Annotated in this window: 17 protein-coding genes; 5 read left to right on the forward strand and 12 right to left on the reverse strand. The window is 58.3% G+C overall.

Annotation, left to right across the window (positions count from 1 at the left end; translation table 11 throughout):
- Complete coding sequence (locus tag DFO50_RS17655) at positions 1–1,539, reverse strand: phosphoethanolamine transferase (RefSeq protein WP_158537496.1); 1,539 nt, start codon at positions 1,537–1,539, stop codon at positions 1–3.
- Between the two features lie 284 nt (positions 1,540–1,823).
- Here DFO50_RS17655 and DFO50_RS17660 point away from each other — a divergent pair, with 284 nt between their 5' ends.
- Together DFO50_RS17660 and DFO50_RS17665 are read left to right on the forward strand one after the other, a co-directional pair.
- On the forward strand, positions 1,824–2,558 hold the full coding sequence (locus tag DFO50_RS17660) for a pseudouridine synthase (RefSeq protein WP_112692942.1): 735 nt from the start codon (positions 1,824–1,826) through the stop codon (positions 2,556–2,558).
- Between the two features lie 59 nt (positions 2,559–2,617).
- Positions 2,618–4,171 (forward strand): sensor domain-containing diguanylate cyclase, encoded by a 1,554-nt coding sequence (locus DFO50_RS17665; RefSeq protein ID WP_028500275.1) that lies wholly within the window; start codon positions 2,618–2,620, stop codon positions 4,169–4,171.
- Here DFO50_RS17665 and DFO50_RS17670 read toward each other — a convergent pair.
- Positions 4,168–5,292, reverse strand: coding sequence for an SLC13 family permease (locus DFO50_RS17670; protein WP_112692943.1), 1,125 nt, complete (start codon positions 5,290–5,292; stop codon positions 4,168–4,170). The two genes, DFO50_RS17665 and DFO50_RS17670, sit on opposite strands and share 4 nt — an antisense overlap.
- Before the next feature lie 358 nt (positions 5,293–5,650).
- On the opposite strand from DFO50_RS17670, the gene DFO50_RS17675 reads away from it, so the two are divergent.
- A complete protein-coding gene (locus DFO50_RS17675; RefSeq protein ID WP_028500273.1) occupies positions 5,651–7,042 on the forward strand; it encodes an NAD-dependent succinate-semialdehyde dehydrogenase in 1,392 nt (463 codons plus the stop codon).
- Positions 7,043–7,456: 414 nt separating this feature from the next.
- Positions 7,457–7,978, forward strand: coding sequence for an AraC family ligand binding domain-containing protein (locus DFO50_RS19270; RefSeq protein WP_158537497.1), 522 nt, complete (start codon positions 7,457–7,459; stop codon positions 7,976–7,978).
- Positions 7,979–8,033: 55 nt separating this feature from the next.
- Here the strand turns inward: DFO50_RS19270 and DFO50_RS17680 are convergent, their stop codons facing one another.
- From DFO50_RS17680 to DFO50_RS17700, 6 genes are all read right to left on the reverse strand, one after another.
- Positions 8,034–8,336 carry a GTPase gene (locus DFO50_RS17680; RefSeq protein WP_199489888.1) on the reverse strand — a complete coding sequence of 101 codons (303 nt, stop codon included), beginning with the start codon at positions 8,334–8,336 and terminating at the stop codon, positions 8,034–8,036.
- A 126-nt stretch (positions 8,337–8,462) separates the two neighbouring features.
- Positions 8,463–8,786 (reverse strand): hypothetical protein, encoded by a 324-nt coding sequence (locus tag DFO50_RS17685; RefSeq protein WP_107889200.1) that lies wholly within the window; start codon positions 8,784–8,786, stop codon positions 8,463–8,465.
- A 9-nt stretch (positions 8,787–8,795) separates the two neighbouring features.
- Positions 8,796–9,125: a hypothetical protein gene (locus DFO50_RS17690; protein WP_112692944.1), complete on the reverse strand. Its 330-nt coding sequence runs from the start codon at positions 9,123–9,125 to the stop codon at positions 8,796–8,798.
- A 160-nt stretch (positions 9,126–9,285) separates the two neighbouring features.
- Positions 9,286–9,792, reverse strand: a complete 507-nt coding sequence (locus tag DFO50_RS18995) for a hypothetical protein (protein WP_146745135.1) — start codon at positions 9,790–9,792, stop codon at positions 9,286–9,288.
- 160 nt (positions 9,793–9,952) lie between these two features.
- Positions 9,953–10,723, reverse strand: a complete 771-nt coding sequence (locus tag DFO50_RS17695; protein ID WP_199489889.1) for a class I SAM-dependent methyltransferase — start codon at positions 10,721–10,723, stop codon at positions 9,953–9,955.
- Positions 10,724–10,762: 39 nt separating this feature from the next.
- Positions 10,763–11,701 carry a GTPase family protein gene (locus tag DFO50_RS17700; RefSeq protein WP_146745136.1) on the reverse strand — a complete coding sequence of 313 codons (939 nt, stop codon included), beginning with the start codon at positions 11,699–11,701 and terminating at the stop codon, positions 10,763–10,765.
- 133 nt (positions 11,702–11,834) lie between these two features.
- On the opposite strand from DFO50_RS17700, the gene DFO50_RS17705 reads away from it, so the two are divergent.
- On the forward strand, positions 11,835–12,182 hold the full coding sequence (locus tag DFO50_RS17705) for a helix-turn-helix domain-containing protein (protein ID WP_112692946.1): 348 nt from the start codon (positions 11,835–11,837) through the stop codon (positions 12,180–12,182).
- On the opposite strand, the gene DFO50_RS17710 is transcribed toward DFO50_RS17705, so the two are convergent.
- From DFO50_RS17710 to DFO50_RS17725, 4 genes are all read right to left on the reverse strand, one after another.
- Entirely contained in the window at positions 12,179–13,126 is a 948-nt protein-coding gene (locus DFO50_RS17710; protein ID WP_112692947.1) for a DUF932 domain-containing protein, read from the reverse strand. The genes DFO50_RS17705 and DFO50_RS17710 overlap by 4 nt on opposite strands.
- A gap of 313 nt (positions 13,127–13,439) precedes the next feature.
- Positions 13,440–15,980 (reverse strand): hypothetical protein, encoded by a 2,541-nt coding sequence (locus DFO50_RS17715; protein ID WP_112692948.1) that lies wholly within the window; start codon positions 15,978–15,980, stop codon positions 13,440–13,442.
- Between the two features lie 9 nt (positions 15,981–15,989).
- Positions 15,990–17,174, reverse strand: coding sequence for a hypothetical protein (locus tag DFO50_RS17720; RefSeq protein WP_146745137.1), 1,185 nt, complete (start codon positions 17,172–17,174; stop codon positions 15,990–15,992).
- Positions 17,175–17,660: 486 nt separating this feature from the next.
- The coding region (locus tag DFO50_RS17725) for a DDE-type integrase/transposase/recombinase (RefSeq protein WP_146745138.1) at positions 17,661–18,029 on the reverse strand (369 nt) is incomplete at its 5' end.

Here is an 18,029-nt window from a genome sequence, read left to right on the forward strand (position 1 = left end):
TCAGTCCGGCCGCTCGCGCAGACGGGCATAAGGCATGCTGTCCCGGCTGGCGGTCACGACATGGACATTGTCGTCACGCCGGTAGCAGCGGGCCAGCGGGGAGCGGCAGCTGGTCCGGCCGGTGCCGACGCCGAGCCAGTCCTGGATCAGCTCGAAATTGTCGGCGGTCGAATACGGTCCGGTAACCCGTCCGCTGCGGCGGCTGGTGGCCGCGACCTGCCGGCTGTACCAGATGAACTGCGGGACATCGAAAGCCTGCCGGCTGGGCAGGCCGCCACCGTGGACATAGACCGGATGCCGCTGCGGCTGCCGTTCCAGCCCGTGGTCGGAGAAATACAGCAGCGACGCTTTCTGCCGGTCGAGCAGCGGGAAGATCTGCCCGAGCAGGGCATCGGTGTAGCGGATCGAGTTGTCGTAGCAGTCGTCGGCCGGCTCGCCGCCGGTGAATACCGTGGCGTGGGGCGGGAAGCGGGCGCAGGCCGGCGGGTGGCTGCCGTTCAGGTGCAGCACGATCAGTTTTCTGCCGGGCGTGGCGAGCGCCTCGCGCAATGGCGCCAGCAATGCCCCGTCATGGGCGCCATGGACCCAGTGCTGCTGTCCGGCGCTCAGCGCGATGCCGCTGATGCTGCTGGCCCACAGGCCAAAGGCTTCCTGTTTTGAATACCAGAAGGTGCGGAACCCGGCCTGGTTGGCGATATGGATCACATTGTCGGCATACAGCAGTGGATCGTGGCGTGCCGGGTGGCTGGCACTGAGCGCCAGCGGCACGGCCAGATTGGTCAGCGGCGCGCCGGCGATGGCCTGGTCGAACACCAGCATGGCATCCTGCCGCCGCCGGGCGTTCGGGGTGGTATCCCGCCGGTAGCCGTACAGGCTGTGATGGCTTTTCCGGGCCGATTCGCCGATGACCAGTACATAGGTATCGATGCCGCTGTCGGTGACGGTCAGCCTGTGCCGGACCGGGTGGCGGGCGATGCGGTCGAACAGCGGCTGGTCATGCAGGGCAGCGGCGAAATGGCTGCCGTTGAACAGGGCGCTCTTGCGCAGCAAGTGTACGCTCGGCACCTTCCGGTCCGCCGGCGGATCGTCCATGCATGCCGCTTTCAGCCAGCTGTAGCCGGCATAGGTGACCAGCAGCGCTGTCGCCACGACCAGTGGCCGGCGCCCGCTGTGGCGGGACAGGGTGATGGCCGGCAGCAGAAACAGGGCGCCGCCGGCCGGCAGCGCCAGCAGATACGGCCAGTACAGCATCAGCATTCCGAACGCTTCGCGCGGGTGGGTCAGGATGATGCTCATCGCCAGTCCGTCGTTGAACGGGTGACGGTAGCTGACATGGGCAAACAGTGACAGGGTCAGGTTGCTGGCCAGCAGCAGGCAGACGGTGACGGCAAGCGGCCGGAGCCAGCGCGTTCGCCAGCACAGTGCGGTCGTGCACAGCAGGAGCAGCCCGGAGAGCCAGACCTTGATGATCCGGTCGCTGCTGTCGTGGTGGAGCAGGGGGAACAGGGCCGGCAGTGACGAGGCCAGAACGATGGCCATCCAGCCGGGCAGGGACGGGCGCCGCCTGTCCGTTGGCCTATGCATGGAACGGGCGGCGCGAAATGCCGCTACTTGCTGCCGTTCCTGGAATTTCATGAAGTATGTGGTTTTGTTTTATCATTGAATATCATGAAGTTATGGTTGTTTTTCCATGATATCCATCATGCTGCTTCTGGCTAAACCGGCGTTACGGGGCCGTCGGGGAAATACGACACCCGCTACAGACCCGGGCGGTGAAAACCGGGATAATCGCGCTCCCGCCGCCCGACCTTGAAGACCGCACCATGACCGATACCCTCCGCCTGTCCAAACGCATGACCGAACTGGGCCTGTGCTCGCGCCGCGAGGCCGACGAGTTCATCGAGATGGGGCTGGTCCGGGTCGATGGCGAGGTGGTCGACGTGCTGGGCAGCCGGGTTCGCCCCGACCAGCAGATCGAGCTGACCCGGCAGGCAATGGCGATGCAGGCCGACCGGGTGACCATCCTGCTGAACAAGCCGGTCGGCTATGCGGCTGGCCTGTCGGAAAACGGCGAGTGGCCGGCCTGGATGCTGATCAAGCCGGAAACCCGTTCTGCCAGTGACCACTCCGGCTACGCCTTCCTGAAAAAGCACCTGAACCAGCTGGCACCGGCCGGCAAACTGGATGTGGATTCGTCCGGCCTGCTGGTGCTGACCCAGGACGGGCGCATTGCCCGCAAGCTGATTGCCGACGCCGCCGATTTCGAGCAGGAATACCTGGTCGGTCTGGACGGCGAGGTGTCCGAGGCGGCACTGGCGCGGCTGGCGGCCGGGGTGACGGTGGACGATGAACTGCTGAAGCTGGCCAGGGTCAGCCGCCAGAGCGACCGGCAACTGCGCGTGCTGCTGCGCGACAGCCACAAGCGGCAGATCCGGCGCATGGCCGATGCGGTCGGCCTGAGGGTGACCGAAGTCCGCCGCATCCGCGTCGGCCGCATTGCGCTGGGCGACCTGGCGCAGGGGCAATGGCGCTATCTGCGGCCGGAAGAGCGGTTCTGATCTGGCGGCAGTACCGGCAAACCGCGCCACCGGCACCGTCATTACGTAATAATGACGTCATGATAAAAATAAACCTCCGCCGCCTGATCCTGCTGCTGACTGTCAGCACGGCCCTGCTGACGCTGACCTATACCTTCTACGCCAGCTACCGTACCCAGCGCAGCCTGCTGATGGAACAGGCGATGGAAACCAACCGTGCCTACGCGATCAAGCTGGCCAGCAGCACCGACCATTTTCTGGCTGATGCGCAGCGGCAACTGGCCTACAGCGCCAGGCTGCTGACGCCGCTGATGGACCAGCCGGCGCAACTGGTGGCCGAGGCCGACCGTCTGCAGCAGCAGAACGGCAGCTTCAATTCGGTCTTTATCATCCGTGCCGACGGCACGGCACTGGCGGCCGCGCCGCGCCGGCCAGCGCTGACCGGCGTGATCATCGACAGCCCGGGGATCCGCGCCGCGCTGAAGCGGCGCCAGCCAATGATTTCCGAACCGTATATCGGGGCATCCGGTTACCTGCTGATCTTTATTTCCCAGCCGGTCTACACGGCGGACGGTCAATATCTGGGCTATGTCGGCGGCGCGATCTATCTGCAGGAAAAGAACGTCCTGCATTCGCTGCTGGGAGAGAACTATTACCGTGACGGTTCCTACCTGTATGTGGTCGACCAGCAGCGGCGGCTGATCTATCACCGGGACCCGAAACGGGTCGGGCAGGTCGTGGCCGACAATCCGGCCATCGAGGCGGTCATTGCCGGCCAGACCGGCAATCTGCAACTGGTCAACTCGCAGGGAACCGACATGCTGACCGGATATGCGCCGCTGCGCCGCACCGGCTGGGGCATCGTCGCCCAGCGGCCGACGGCCGCGACGCTGCAGGGACTGGATGGCCTGATGCTGGATGTCCTGCGCCACACCTTCCCGTTCTTCCTGCTGTCGGTACTGGGCGCCTGGTGGATGTCGCGGGTGATTGCGCAGCCACTGTCGCGGCTGGCCAATACCGCCCAGGACTGGGATTCGCCCCATGCCCCGGAACAGATCCGTCGGGTGCGTTCATGGTATGTCGAGGCCGAGCAGCTGAAGCGGGCGATGCTGGCCGGCCTGGCGAAGATCCATCAGAAACTCGGGCGGCTCAATCAGGAGAACATTACCGATACCCTGACCGGGCTGGTCAACCGGCGCGGGATGCAGGCGGCGCTGGCGCAATGGCAGGCCGAGGCGCGGCCGTTTGCCGTCATCGCCCTGGATGTCGATCACTTCAAGCAGGTCAATGACCAGTTCGGCCACGATACCGGCGACCGGGTGCTGCAATACCTGGCACGGCAGATGCGCAATGGCTCGCGCAGCAACGATTTGCTGTGCCGGCTCGGTGGCGAGGAATTCTGCATGCTGCTGCCCGACTGCAGCCAGGAAACGGCGATCGGGGTTGCCGAGCGCTTGCGCACGCGGATTGCCGCAACCGACAGCCCGACCGGAACGCCGATCACCCTGTCGGCCGGCGTGTCCCACTGGCCGGCGGGCGGGGCTGCCGTGGAAACGGTGCTGAAGCAGGCCGACAAGGCGCTGTACAAGGCCAAGCACAATGGCCGCAACCGGGTCGAGGCGGCGCTGTCCTAGAGCAGCACGGCGACCGAGGCGGCGCAGACCAGCAGGAAGGGAAGGCTGATGCAGTGGAAGTCGCGCAAGCCGTGCGGCACCCGGGCCAGACGCAGCGCGATCAGATTGGCGAGCGAGCCCAGCACGCAGCCGAAGCCGCCGACATTCACCCCGATGGCCAGCGCGGTCAGGTCAGTGACATGCCGGTCCAGCAGCAGGGTGGCAGGGACATTGCTGATCAGCTGCGAGGTGGCGATGGCGGCCAGATACGCGCGCCAGCCGTCGGCGATCGACCACTGACGAAGTACCGTGGTAATGGCAGGAAGATCGGCGATCTGCCGCAGGTCGACGAACATCAGCACGAACACCGCCAGCAGCCCCCAGTCGATGCCGCGCAGCACGCGCGGATGAGCAAACAGGTAGACGCCGAAGACCACCGCCAGCCCCGCCGGCAGCCAGTTCCGGTCGAGCGCGATGACAAAGCCGATGAACAGCAGCACCGACAGGCCGAGCAGGCGCGGCGCGACCGGTGCGGTGCTGACCGCCGGTTTGAGGGTGATGGGCGTGCGCGGCAGCAGCAGCCAGCAGGCGACAAATACCCAGAACAGCATGATCGCGGCGGCCGGCGCCATCATGCCGATAAAGCCGAAGAAACTCTCGCCGGAACGGTGCCACAGATACAGGTTTTGCGGATTGCCGATCGGGGTCAGCGCCGAACCGGCATTGACTGCCAGCGCTTCGAGCACCACCAGTCGCGTCAGCGGCAGATGGGCCTGCGCCGCCAGCACCCGGGTCATCGGCACCAGCAGGAACAGGCTGACGTCGTTGGTGACCAGCGCGGACAGCAGGGCCGCCCCCCCGGTGAGCAGCAGACCCAGCGTGCGCAGATTCGTGATGCGCGACAGCAGGCGCTGGCCGACTGTCTGCAGGATGCCGCTGCGCTCGACGCCCTGGGTGATCGCCAGCAGTCCGGCCAGGGCGCCGATGGTGCGCCAGTCGACCAGCCCGATCCAGTCCATGGGCGCGCGCGGCTGCAGGATGGCAAGCACGACGGCCACGCCGGCCAGGCTCCACAGCAGACCATTGCCGCCGCTGGCGCTGGCCGGGGACGAAAGAGGCGTGCCGGCGGAGGGTGGGCTCATGGGGTGACCGGATGGAGAGGGAGGCGGCGGATTCTAGCAAGCTTGTCGCCTGCGGGCGACGGGTGCTGCGTGAACGGGGTTTCATTCTGCATTTATTGTGTATTGCAGCATTTTTTGTGGGAATTTGCCGTGAATGTTTAATAACCCTACTGATAGTGCGTGAATGGCATGCTGATTTACAAATGCAATGGCGTCCGCATTGTGGGGCCGTGAAACACTGGGTACTATGTATTGACTCGAATCAACTGGCTCTCTTCGGCGATAGCCAGACGCCCTTGCCCTGGTCCATCTACCGCTCCACGACATCTCCGTCTGACGAAACGCCTTTACCCAGCAGATGTGAAAGGACGGTTCACCTATGGCGTATGCCACTCTCAATCCGTATACCGGCGAGCTCCTGAAGACGTTTCCGGACGCCACCGATGCGGAAGTTACCCAGGCGATCGATAACGCCCATGCAGCCTTCCTGAAGTGGAAAACCACCTCGTTTGCCCAGCGCGCCGCCATTCTGCGCCAGGCCGCGACGCTGCTCCGCAAGGGCAGCAAATCGTATGCCGAACTGCTGACGATCGAGATGGGCAAGCTGTTTGCCGAAGCACAGGCTGAAGTCGAGCTGTCGGCTCAGATCCTCGAATACTATGCCGACAACGCCGAAGCGCTGCTGGCCCCGGAAAAACTGCCGGTGGCCAAGGCCGCCGAAGGCGAAGCCATTCTGGTCCATGAACCGCTTGGCGTCTTGCTGGCCATCGAACCGTGGAACTTCCCGTACTACCAGATTGCCCGCATCATTGCGCCGCAGCTGTCGGCCGGTAATACCGTGCTGCTGAAGCATGCGTCCAATGTGCCGCAAAGTGCCGCCGCGTTCGAAAAACTGATGGCCGAAGCCGGGCTGCCGACTGGCGCCTTCAAAAACCTGTATGCGACGCGTTCGCAGATCGAAGCCATCCTCAACGACCCGCGCGTTCATGGCGTGGCGCTGACCGGCTCGGAAGGCGCCGGTGCCGTAGTGGCCGCCCAGGCGGCCAGGGCACTGAAAAAGTCCACGCTGGAACTCGGTGGCGCCGATGCCTTCGTGGTGCTGGCCGACGCCGAGCTGGACAAGACGGTCAAGTGGGCGGTCTTTGGTCGCCACTGGAACGGTGGCCAGGTCTGCGTGTCGTCCAAGCGCATGATCATTGTCGACGAGGTGTATGACGCGTTCCTCGAACGCTACACCGCCGGTGTGGCCGCCCTGCGCGCCGGCGACCCGTTCGCCGCCGACACCACGCTGGCTCCGCTGTCGTCGCAGGCCGCTGCCGACGAAGTGAAGGAAAAGATCCGCCAGGCCGTCGCCCATGGCGCGACCGCGACCGAAGTCGGCCCGAAAGTGCCGACCCGGGGCGCCTTCGTCCAGCCGACCATCCTGACCAATGTGTCGTCCGACAACCCGGCCTACTACTGGGAATTCTTCGGCCCGGTGTCGATGCTGTTCCGCGCCCGGGACGAGGATGACGCCGTGCGCATCGCCAACGACTCGCCGTTCGGCCTTGGTGGTTCGGTCTTTACCGCCAACACCCGCCATGGCGCCGAAGTGGCGGCGAAGATCTCGACCGGCATGGTGTTCGTCAACCATCCGACCATGGTCAAGGCCGATCTGCCGTTCGGTGGCATCCGCCGCTCCGGCTACGGCCGCGAGCTGATCGGTCTCGGCCTCAAGGAATTCGTCAACCACAAGCTGATCAATGTGGTGGATATCGACGCCGAGTTCTGATTCCCGCTAGTGAATGGCGACAGCCCATGGCACATGAGTGCCGTGGGCTTTTTTGTGGGTGGAGGCTTCTGGGCGGGTCGCATCCCGGGGTAGCATGGGGGCCCTCTTTCCCGTTGGCCAGGCGCCGCCGCCCCCGGCTGGCGATGCCCCGTTCGCCGCGGTCAGCTGTACCGCCGGACCGTTTTCCTCTTTAGATCTGTGCCAGAAGGAAAACCCGATGCCTGACTGCCTCCTCGCTACCCCCAATGTCTTCAGCCGCAGCCGTGCCGCCCGGGACCTCCTGACCGAACCGCCGCGCGCAGGGGCGCAGGTGCCAAGCTGATGAGGGGTTTTCATGAGGCCCTGCCGCCGCTCCCGCGCGTCGTCATCGACCGGTTTCTTGCGACGTGGGCAGAGAAAGTACGGTAAGCGGAAATGGCACAGCGGATCACTATTGCGCTTCCGGGCCAGCACGACTGGGTGCAGCGGGCGTCTTCCGTGCGGGACGTGGAACGCATCGAAGCGTTCTTTGGTGGCCATGGCTACGACATGCACCGGCATGCAACCTATGCCATCGGCCGCACGCTGGCGGGTGTCCAGAGCTTCCACTATCGCCGCAGCATGACGCACAGCATGCCGGGGGGAACCCTCGTGCTGCATCCCGATGAGCCGCATGATGGTTCTGCCGGGACGGATGCCGGGTTTCGCTACCGGATGCTCTATATCGAACCATCACTGATCCAGCGGGTGCTGGGCGGCCGGCCATTGCCGTTCATTGCCGGCGGGCTATCCGCCGATCCACGGCTGCTGGCCGCTTCCGATGTGCTGCTCCGCTCCCTGGACGACCTGGCGCCCCTCGAGGAAGAGGATGCGATCTTCGATCTCGCACACAGTGCCCGGTCGTCGCCCTTGATTACCCACAGCACCAGGTCGAGTTCCGGCAGCAGGCGGCGATAGAGGGCTGCATATTCGGCGTCGCGTTGCTCGCTCTCTCCGACACCCGGCATGTCGATCAGGGAGATGCCCTTGCCCTGCTTGAGCGACAGGGTGATTTCTGCGGGGCGCGCGTGCATGCGTCGATATCACTGACTTCTGTGACGTCTTTGCCGAACAGTGCGTTGCACAGTGCCGACTTGCCGGCGCCGGTCTTGCCAAGCACGCCGACCGTGGCATGGTAGTTGACGACCTGATCAAGGCTGGCGCGTATCGCCTGCAGTTGCTTTGTGCTCAGCAGCAGCGCCTTGTCCTGGAATAGCTGGAACAGCCGGTTGTGCAGATCCTCCGCCCGGTGAGGTATTTGGTGAGCGTGCATCATGTTGAGTTCCTTTCTGTTGAATGAGCCAATGACATAGGCCCCCTCCGTAATGGAGGGGGCCTATGTCGTGGGTAAAGGTCAGGCAGCAAGAACCGGAATCAGCGGCTTGCTGCCATGAGGGGGCAGCTATTGCTTACATTGCAAGCTAATCTGCAGCATCGTTTTGGCGAGTGATTCGGGAAACCGGCCAGTGATACGGGTCTCTTGTTCAAGCTGGATCAATTCCTCTTGCGAATGTGTTTCTTGCATCCTCTCCAGCGCGCACTGGCAATAGTGCTTGCTGCTGCCCTGGGCCTGGCAGCTATTCACAATGTTGCCTGAGAGTTGACTGTCGTAGCTTTTGCCGGAGCAGGCACTCAGCCCCAGCAGGAGCAGCAGGGCCAGTCCGCTGCAATTCAGGTGTCGCAGTGAGAGACCGGCCCTGGCTCGGTTCAGAATGTCCTGGTACATAAAAAGCCCTCAGATATAAAAACCCAGCACATTGCGCATAAAGCCTTGGTAGCCCATATAACCGATGAGCCAGCCAATAGCTTGCGGGCCAATCAGCCAGAACACTTTCTTGCACAACATGTCAAACGAGCCAGAGGCAAAGACCAGATCCGGCATGACGAAACGACGGAACATGTCCCCGATCACCACGCCGCAGCTGGTGAATAGAGTGCCAAAAATCAGGGCAGAAAGGTAACCCATGAAGCCGACATGGATCCTCGATGAGAAAATCATCATCACTGTCAGTACCACAAACAGGCTCAGGCAGATCAGAAAGGATTTAAGCAGACGTTGTTGCATGGAGAACCTCATTGAGGTGGTAATCAAAGTGCGGCACAGAAGATGAAGTAATGACTTTAATTTAAAAGCCAGGTTTTTTCTGAAAATGCCGCCTGCTTTGGTGAGGAAGCGTCATTTTCTTATCGAAATGGCTGATTTTACGCTGAGTCAGCCAGTTTGCTTAGCCACCGATCTGTTTCCTGGAGCAGGTTTTCTTGGCTTCCGGAGAAACTGAAACCGTATTTCCTTTCATCACAAACCAGTTTTTTACAATATCCACTGAAATGGGTTGGCCATGCTGGTCGAAAAACCGGATTGTGCGCCCTGGAAGGAGTTGAGCCACTTCGCGCAGCGTCTTGGCTTTTTGGGGGCCTTCCAGAAAATCATCAGCTTGACTGCCATTGGCAACCCAACTGCCATATCCAAACGAGCATGCCCCTGCCGTTTTCTTCGATGCAGCGCCTGATTTCAGATCTCGCTCTGCATCTGCATAGGCTTTGAGTTCAAGCCTTGATGGATCGCGGGAATTCCCCACGCAATACGAAGCTGGCCCTGATGCGTTTTCCTTGAAGCTTTCGGTAGCGCACCGATAGGCTTCTTTGTATTCTGCGGAGTTTTTACCGGTTTGAGCAGCATTTGCAGCCGCGGCTGCCAGGATCAGGATGGTGAAAATCAATCCCTTGTTCATGTTTTTTCCTTAAGTTTAATCGGGCATGCCCACGTATTGCGATGACTTAACCCAGTTTGATAAAGCAAAAATAATTTTGCGGCCAACTAAAAAAGTGCAGAAAGACAAAAATGATTTGAATGCACGCCCTAGCGTAAAGAAGGCTTCGTCAATCATGAAGTCAAAGCACGATGTAAGAAATCCATGGCTCGAACGTAAAGCGCCGGATTTCGTATTTATCGATGCCGATCATTTCATGCAAAGCCAGGGTCTCGCCCGGAAACGACTCGCAGTTGATCTCGTCAAATGCCACGATGGCACCTTTCGGCATCCTGGGCAGGAACAGTGCTAGCGCTTTCTTGGTTGGCTCATACAGGTCAAAATCCAGATAAAGCAGAGACACAATAGTGTGTTGATTCTTGTCGAGGTATTGTTCAGCCGTTTGATTGAAGTCTCCTTTGACCAGTTCGACATTCTTGATATGTGACAAGTGTCGCTCGTGATTGTATTTTTCAACCGACAGCTCAAGCTCTTCCAGCGAGCTGCCTCGAATATCGCCGGCCTTGCTGTCCAGACTGCCCAGGTTGTCTACTTCATTGACGCTCGGGAAACCTTCGAAGGTATCAAAGCCGACAATTTTCCGGTTGTAGTTGACCGGTTCGTAGATATTGGAAAGCTGTGCCCAGGTGAACAACCCAGCTCCGTTGTACACACCGCACTCCACCACAATTCCATTGATGTGCAAAATCTGCTGGAACAGTTTTTCCTTGGCAATAAATCGGGCCAGGGCGCGCTTGGTGGAAAAGCGCGGGAAATTCTCCATTTTGTCGATAATCGGCAGGCTGGATTTTTTGAATGATTCTTCCGCCAGGCCATAGGCGGTTTTGTCCTTGCTGCTGTGCCTGCCTTCAATGGCGCTGTTGGGCATCAAAGGCGCGCTGATTTCGGTCATGTCATCTTTCCAATTGATATTGAAGAATAGCCATACCCATCACAGCCATTCTTTTTCAGGGTTTAAATCGCTGCACATGCCGGGTTGGCTCTTGCTGGCATTAGCGAGGCATGCGCCGTGACGCCGGCAAGTAGCCGTGCAGGTCGCCCCGCTCAGGAATCCGGCCGGGCTGGAGAAGGGGTGTCTTCTGGTGGCGTGTTTGCGTTTCTCTGTCGGCAAGGCGCTGATCATGGCCTCGACCAGATCAACCAGCCCGTAGCCCGCCCTGGCCGAGACCATGCAGACCTGCGCCGGCGGCACCGCCAGCAGGCGGCAGACACTACGACGCTTGTTCTGGGCATTGGCCGCTTGCTGCGGGCCGGGATGGTGGTGTGACCAGTCCCATTCCTGGCTTGGCTCAATCTTGTCGATCTGGCTGATTACGACCATCACCGGCACGCAGTGTCGCTCGGCGTAGGGACGCACGATGTCGCGGTAGACCTGTTCGTCCACGCTCAGAGCCCGGTCGTCCCCCTTGATCACCCACAGGATCAGATCCAGTTCGGGCAGCAGGCGACGGTACAGTTCGGCGTAGTCCTTGTCGTGGGCGGTACTTTCGCCCATGCCGGGTACATCCAGCAGCGACAGGCCGTTGCCGTCCCGGTAACTGAGGGTGATTTCCAGCGGGTAACGGGTACAGACGTCGACATCGCTGACCTCAGCACATTCCTGACCAGACAGCGCATTGCACAGCGCCGACTTGCCGGCGCCGGCCTTGCCGAGCACGCCGACCACCGCCTGATAGTGAACAAGCAGGGGGAGTCGTTCGCGGATGGCGTGCAACTGCTCACCATGGCGTGCCGCAGGATCTGGCCGGCGTCGATCAAGCAGATCCAGCGAAGAATCTGTTGTTATGCCAAGTGGTGTTGTGCCCTCTTTGGCATGCCCTGTGCTGTACATAAATGAGCCTTTCTCTGATTGCGCAGCTTGCAGGCTCAAGATGCACAGGCCGGAACGGGACCAGAACGTACCCGGCAGTCGAAAATCAACCTATTTAGTTGTATTTCAACCTTGCGGCACCTTCATGTCAACGGGGTGATAGTCAACTATCTAGGTTGATATGGAGGCTGTGATGGTGGAACTGGACATGAAGGTGCTGGCGCAGCGGGTGGGCAAGAGCATTGCCCGCCACCGTCAGGCCGCAAATCTGACTCAGGATGAGGTGGCTGAGCGGCTGGGGATTGGCAATGAAGCGGTGTCGCGCATCGAGCGCGGCATCGTCATGCCGACGGTGGCGCGGCTGGTGGAGCTGGCGCAGATTTTTCGTTGTGAGACTGCGGATCTGCTCAGTGAGTCGAGCAACCGTCCGCTGGACCAGGAGCATCGCGTCAGCCGGCTGCTGTCGACACTGGGAGCTGAAGATCGTGAGCTAGTGGTCGAACTGGTTGAACGGCTGGTGAGCCGCCTGAATCGTGGCTAATCGAGCAGAACCAGCGCCTGGTCGAGCGCCTTGCGCTTCAACAGTGACCCCTGACCGAACCAGGCCGAATCCAGCTGGTAGTCCTGGCTGCGTGCCCGGCGGTGGTGGTCGACATACTCGGTCATCGCATTGACCAGGCCCCAGGCGGTGTTGCGCGCCCCGGGCAACTCGGCGCCCATGCCGGCACCGGCATACAGCCGTTCGAGCTGCTGCCAGGCACGCGAAGTCACGGTGTCTTCCGCTGGGGCTTCGTCCAGCACGTCATGGAAGAACAGGCGGGCTTCGTCAGCAGAGATCGGACGCCGACTCAGCGCCTTGATCTGGCCAATAAACGCCTCCCAGCCGGACAGGCCGATGCCGAGCGCTTCCTTGACCTGACGCGGATCGAACACGGTCGAGTGCGGTACCTTGACCGCGCCACTGCGTTCGCCCACCGCCATCTGTAGCGTGTTGTTGCACACGACCCGGACCGAGGTGAACTGGGCCGTGGTGCACAAGGTGCCATCGCAACTGGTCGCCAGCAGCAGATAGGCTTTGATCTGATCACCGCCTTTGAGCACGGTCTCCTGTCCGGTACGCGCCAGCGCCCACAGCTTGCGCCCACCTTTCAGCACCCCGGCGGTTTCCAGCTCGAAGCCGCCGGCTGAGACCAGATCGTTATAGAAGTGCAGCACATCCTGCGGCTGTACCACCTTGTAGCGTTTGGACACCACTGACAACGGCGCCAGGGTGTCGGAGCGGTACAGCACCTTGCTGTCCGGATAAGGACGCAACAGCGACTCGCCGCCCGCGATTTCAAACAGCACATCGCTGTGCTCGATGGTCCAGTCCATGCCGGCTTCGCGCTGCCAGACATCAAGCGGTTGCTGGGCGGACAACGGGTTGCCGAGGCCGTGCCAGGGGACTTGGCCGACGTAGGCCATGGTTTCGACGAGATGAGACATATCAGACTCCCGGGAAAATGCCCTGGTGGTGAGCCAGGGCAGGTAGAGGAAGCAGTGACGGGGTGTCACTGCCTGTTACCGGGTGGGTGATATGTGGGTGAGAATTTCTGGAGTTACCCTGCTTGGAGGAGGCCAGAAATTTCTCTCCATTGTCAGCTCTTTACCTGAGCGGAGGGGCAAGAGTGTTTGGCTTGCTGTTTCCGCAAGCCGTTGGCACTGCAGTAGTTAGCATCGACGCATCACTCTGTTCGCCAGGACAAAAAATAAGGGGTGTCCGGGCCAAGCACAGCTCAGACCTTGCTGTAAATTCCAATTACATATTCCAGTAGCTAGTGCGCCATGAATAATTTATCTCTGCATTTAGCGCTTCATCAAAAATTGCATCGTTAGCTGTTGGGTCAAACCCAGGGTGGGCTTGCTCGTAGGCTTCCATGGTTTTCACCAGACTCTCCAGCTTTCCATTTAAATAAAGGGGCTTGGAATCAGTATTGGTAACTTCCAGGTAATACAAGCGATTGCCGAGAGAATTGTACCAGCCCTCCACTGTGGCGGCAGCGCTGCTTCCCATGATATAAATTTTCAGGTCATCACCAGAATGGCGGAGCCAAATATTCTCTGGTTTGGCCTGGTTGATTATCAACTCGCCGGCAGCTTGTTCTTCCCACGGCTGGTTTCCTGTGTTGATTGTTAAGTCGCCATAGTCGTGACCAAGAATGTATGTGTCAGATCCGCCATTTCCACTTATGTAATCATTGCCCCCTTTCCCATCAAGAGTTTCAGAATTCAACGAACCATACAGTATGTCGTTCCCCGCCGTTCCCGTGGCAACCGCTTTCTGGATTTGCTCATGAGTCCATATGGTGCCATCAGAAAACTCTGCCCGCAAAATACCATCAGTGTTCGAATCTAGCATCCCATTTATTTTTATTCTGTATTCTCCATTGAAATGCATGAAGAGCGCACCGTCAACCATATGGGCCGTGACGTCTTTCTGCTCAATCCCTGGGCCAAATTTCAGAACTGACCCTTCCACAGAAGGGTCCTGACTAAATATTTCCATAAACCCATTTGATTTTTCGAATGTATGGTAAGTTAAACTATTGAAATTGGATTCTCCGTTTTCGCCTGTGGCGGAGCTGCCCGCATCAGTATCATCTGAATTAGGCCAGCCGCGCTGATAACCATGATAACGCATCATAAGATCGTGATATCTGAAAAGCTCTGGAGAATTAATGTCAAAACCTGGTGTCAAAGATATGGACAATGCTTGATTAACGCCAAAAACAGGATAAACTGCTGATTTCAAATACTCAATGATGTCTCTATTATTATCGCCTATACATAGATCTGCCCACCATTCATTTTCATTAAAACTAACGCCGCCATCAGCTTGCTTGTAAAGTAAAAATGGCCCGGAATAAAACGACATTTTTCCATTAGAGTTAAGGCACATCTTTACTTCTATAGTTAAATTATTATATTCATCAAAAAATTCTCCACTGATAATGCTACTGCCATCAGCAGCTACATTAACATGTATTGGCTTGTCTATACCCCAAGGGCTTTGAGTATATATGCCATGTGCTACACCACTAATTGATTTCATATAAAGCAGAGGTACATATTTTTCAATTAAGGTAGCTTCAGCAACAGCTACAGGTGAAACTGTGTCCCCAACTATATTATCGAAATCCGCTATTAACGCCTTCACTCCATGATTTAAATCAAATCCACGGGAGCCATCAGGCTTTACCCAGGTTGAATAAACCAATTCATTACTGAAAGGATCATAGTTCTTTTCGGTCCAACTCCCGTCATCGCCAAGCACCTGAACCTTATGTTCAATCAGTTTATGACTATCGTCATAACGGTCAATCGTGATGGTATCAATCGGCGCGTTGGCTCCCGTACCGTGGCTTGACGACAGGGTGACGGATTCGTTGCGGTCATGCGTGACATTCAACTGGGTGCCATCCTGCATGCTGGAATCGATACGCCAATCCGGATGGGTAGTCGTAATGGTTGATGTTCCATCCGGGGTCATTTCGGTCTTGTCAGGCGGCATCTGCTGCAAGGCGTGCTCAAGGCTGGCGGGGTCGACTTGAGCCGAGCTTCCCCCATCGATCACCGGTTCGGCACCTGACTTGAGCAGGTCAATTACGGTAAGGATCGAGTGAGCACGATACATGCTGTTCAGCACGACTGCGGTGCCCAGCAGCCCACCCGTCGTGGCGGCCAGGGCTGAGCCGAATATTTCCTGCAATGCATAGGTTGACGACAGCTTCGCCATGGTCCCGAGATAAGACTGCCCCTGCACTGACGAATACCACAAAGTGGCAGGGTCGCCTGAGACATAGACATTGATGGATGAGTGCGAATAGCTGGAAAAAGAGGCCACCACATCCTGATCTGCCATAATCAAAGGAAGTGAATTTTGCTCATAGCAGTCGAGGTTGTTTATGCAAGCCAGAGACTGGGCCATTGCCCCGCCAAGACTGTGGCCGGTTGTAATTATTTCATAGCCATAATAATCACTTCCTACTGTTGTAGTTGCTTTCAGAAGCTGCAAATATTTTTCTGTCGCAGAATTTTTTATTTCATTCCAAACATCTGCGCCATTATCCAGTAAATCCGATTTGAAATTTGAATAATTATCTGACCCCTTGAACGAGAGAGCCAAATATCCTTTGGGTTCTTCTTCCGCCGCACTGACGTTTTTTTTGGCATACACGGAAAAAGAATTGCTGGTGCTATCCTGTCTATCATCAAATGTCCAGCCACTGGGAACATAAGATTTCATATAGGCAGCATAGGAAAGCTCTGCGGCTTCCAGTAGCGAAATTTTACTGGCCATGTAAATTATCTACTTGGTAGGTTGAGTTTGAATCCAGAACAGACCGATGCCGCTGTCGCGATTATCGGGCACAGTTGCATTCAGTTGCCCAGCAGCCAGAAATTCCCCTGGGTTCTTGGTCGGAACGGCAGCATCAAGCCAGATTACCTCTGGTTTATCAATTTTCAATTCCTGATATGTGCCATTTTTATCCAGCTGCAATACGTGCTTCTGATATCCAAATAGAGATTTTCGCCCCCCGAACGCCAAAATCGAATGGTTATTCGCATAAATGAAATTGGCACGACGGTTCTCATAACCAGCATCTAGCGGCCTAAAAGTGGCCGGCTCAAGTTGCTTGTTGGCTGTTCTCAATGTATTGAAGGTTGAGTCACCGGGGCGACTTATCCAGAGTGGCGCAGCGCTAGTGTCCAGGGCATGAACCCATCGCCATTGACCTGACCAAGTGCGCTGGGCAATCACTTTGCCCGTGGACTCAATATGGGTCACTTCTGTTTGGTTCTCTGTCGGATAGATAGCCGTAATCATCAGGCCACCATCATTGGCGACAGCTGCCTGCAGAAAAATATCAGCATCACTAAGGTGATAGGGCACAAGCTTTTCCCATTGCTTATGGCCTTGTCTATCCATAAACAGGATCCAGTAATATGATGGACCTGTCCTGGATGCCGGCAGCCCCATGTTTACTTCCCCGACTACGACGATGCCACCATTCCAGTCCACACAGCGGGCAAAGAACGATCTGAATGGGGCAGACAAACTCTCTGGTGTCAGACGAAGCTCCGCAAGCACCTTTCCGGATGCATCGATATGCGTCAAGCCGGCAGGTTGTCGGAATTCTGTCTTGGTCGGGGGATAAATAGGTGCTCCGCAAAGCCAGACACTGCCGTTTTCGCCCGCGACTGCGCCAGAAATCCGACCGTAGGGGCGGTCGATGCCATAGTCAGGCTCGACATAGCGCCACAGCTCGCGACCATCGGCATCCACCTTGCTGGCCCAGCCTCGCTGACTGCGCTGTCCGGCCAGCACGAAACCCTGGTCGGGCATGGCCACGATCTCGTTGACCGTATAGCCGGCGACCCCTCCCATCTTCACGGTTTTCACGATGCGCATGCCATCATCTGCTGCGCATCCTGCTGCCAATAGCGCTGGCAGGGTAGTGGCAATGGCGCTCGCCACACGTTTCAGCTTCATGATCCAAGGGAGCACGGGGCATGCCCTTCTACGCAATGGTAATGACATCGGTCTATGACAAACAGGTAATCAATGTAAGTAAGAATTGATGCCTATGGAACCAACAACCCCTTGGCCCTTGGTCCAGCTAGCAGAGGGCTTTACCCGGCTACTGGCCAGTCTTGCCGCCAACTGGCCTGCGTAATGCTGGCGCATTGTTACGGCATGAATTTCAAAGACGAAGGCCTGACTGGATTTCTTGGCGCCCAGCATGCGAGTATGATGCCATCATCATTTTTTGGCGTAGGCGGCAGGGGGTGTTACTGCCATGGCCCGTTCCTCTTGTCCCGAGCGGCCTCAAGCAAACATGACTGTTCGGTATCTGCATTGTCAGATTGGCAGCCCTGATGAGGGCCATTTTTCTCCATCATCCCTGCAGGATCTTGCAATGACCCAGCGAAACCTGCTCAGGTTAAACGGCTAAAGCAAACGTTTCAGCCGGGGTTTTCATCCCGAGTGCCTGATGAGGGGGCGGCGGGTGTTGTAGAAGCGTATCCAGTCGCTGATGACACGGCTTGCGTGCTGCAAGGTCTCAAAGCGATGACGGTGCGGGCAATGCGGCGTGATGAACTCCTGGCGCAGGCCATAGCTGCGTACCAGTGCGGTATAGCTGCGAGAGGTAAAAACCAGGCCGTTATCCGAGCGCAGCAGGAACGGTTCGGGCACGCGACCCAGCGTCCCGAAGCGGGCGATCAGCGCATGCTCCAGGGCTACGCCGGCGGTACAAGCCCGGCCGCTGCGGGACAGATGCCAGCCCAGCAGCTCACGGGTGTGGCAATCGATCACCAGAGCCAGAGTGGTCCAGCCATCACGCCC

This window comes from Microvirgula sp. AG722, assembly GCF_003269145.1.
In the GTDB taxonomy this organism is placed as follows: Bacteria; Pseudomonadota; Gammaproteobacteria; order Burkholderiales; family Aquaspirillaceae; genus Microvirgula; species Microvirgula aerodenitrificans.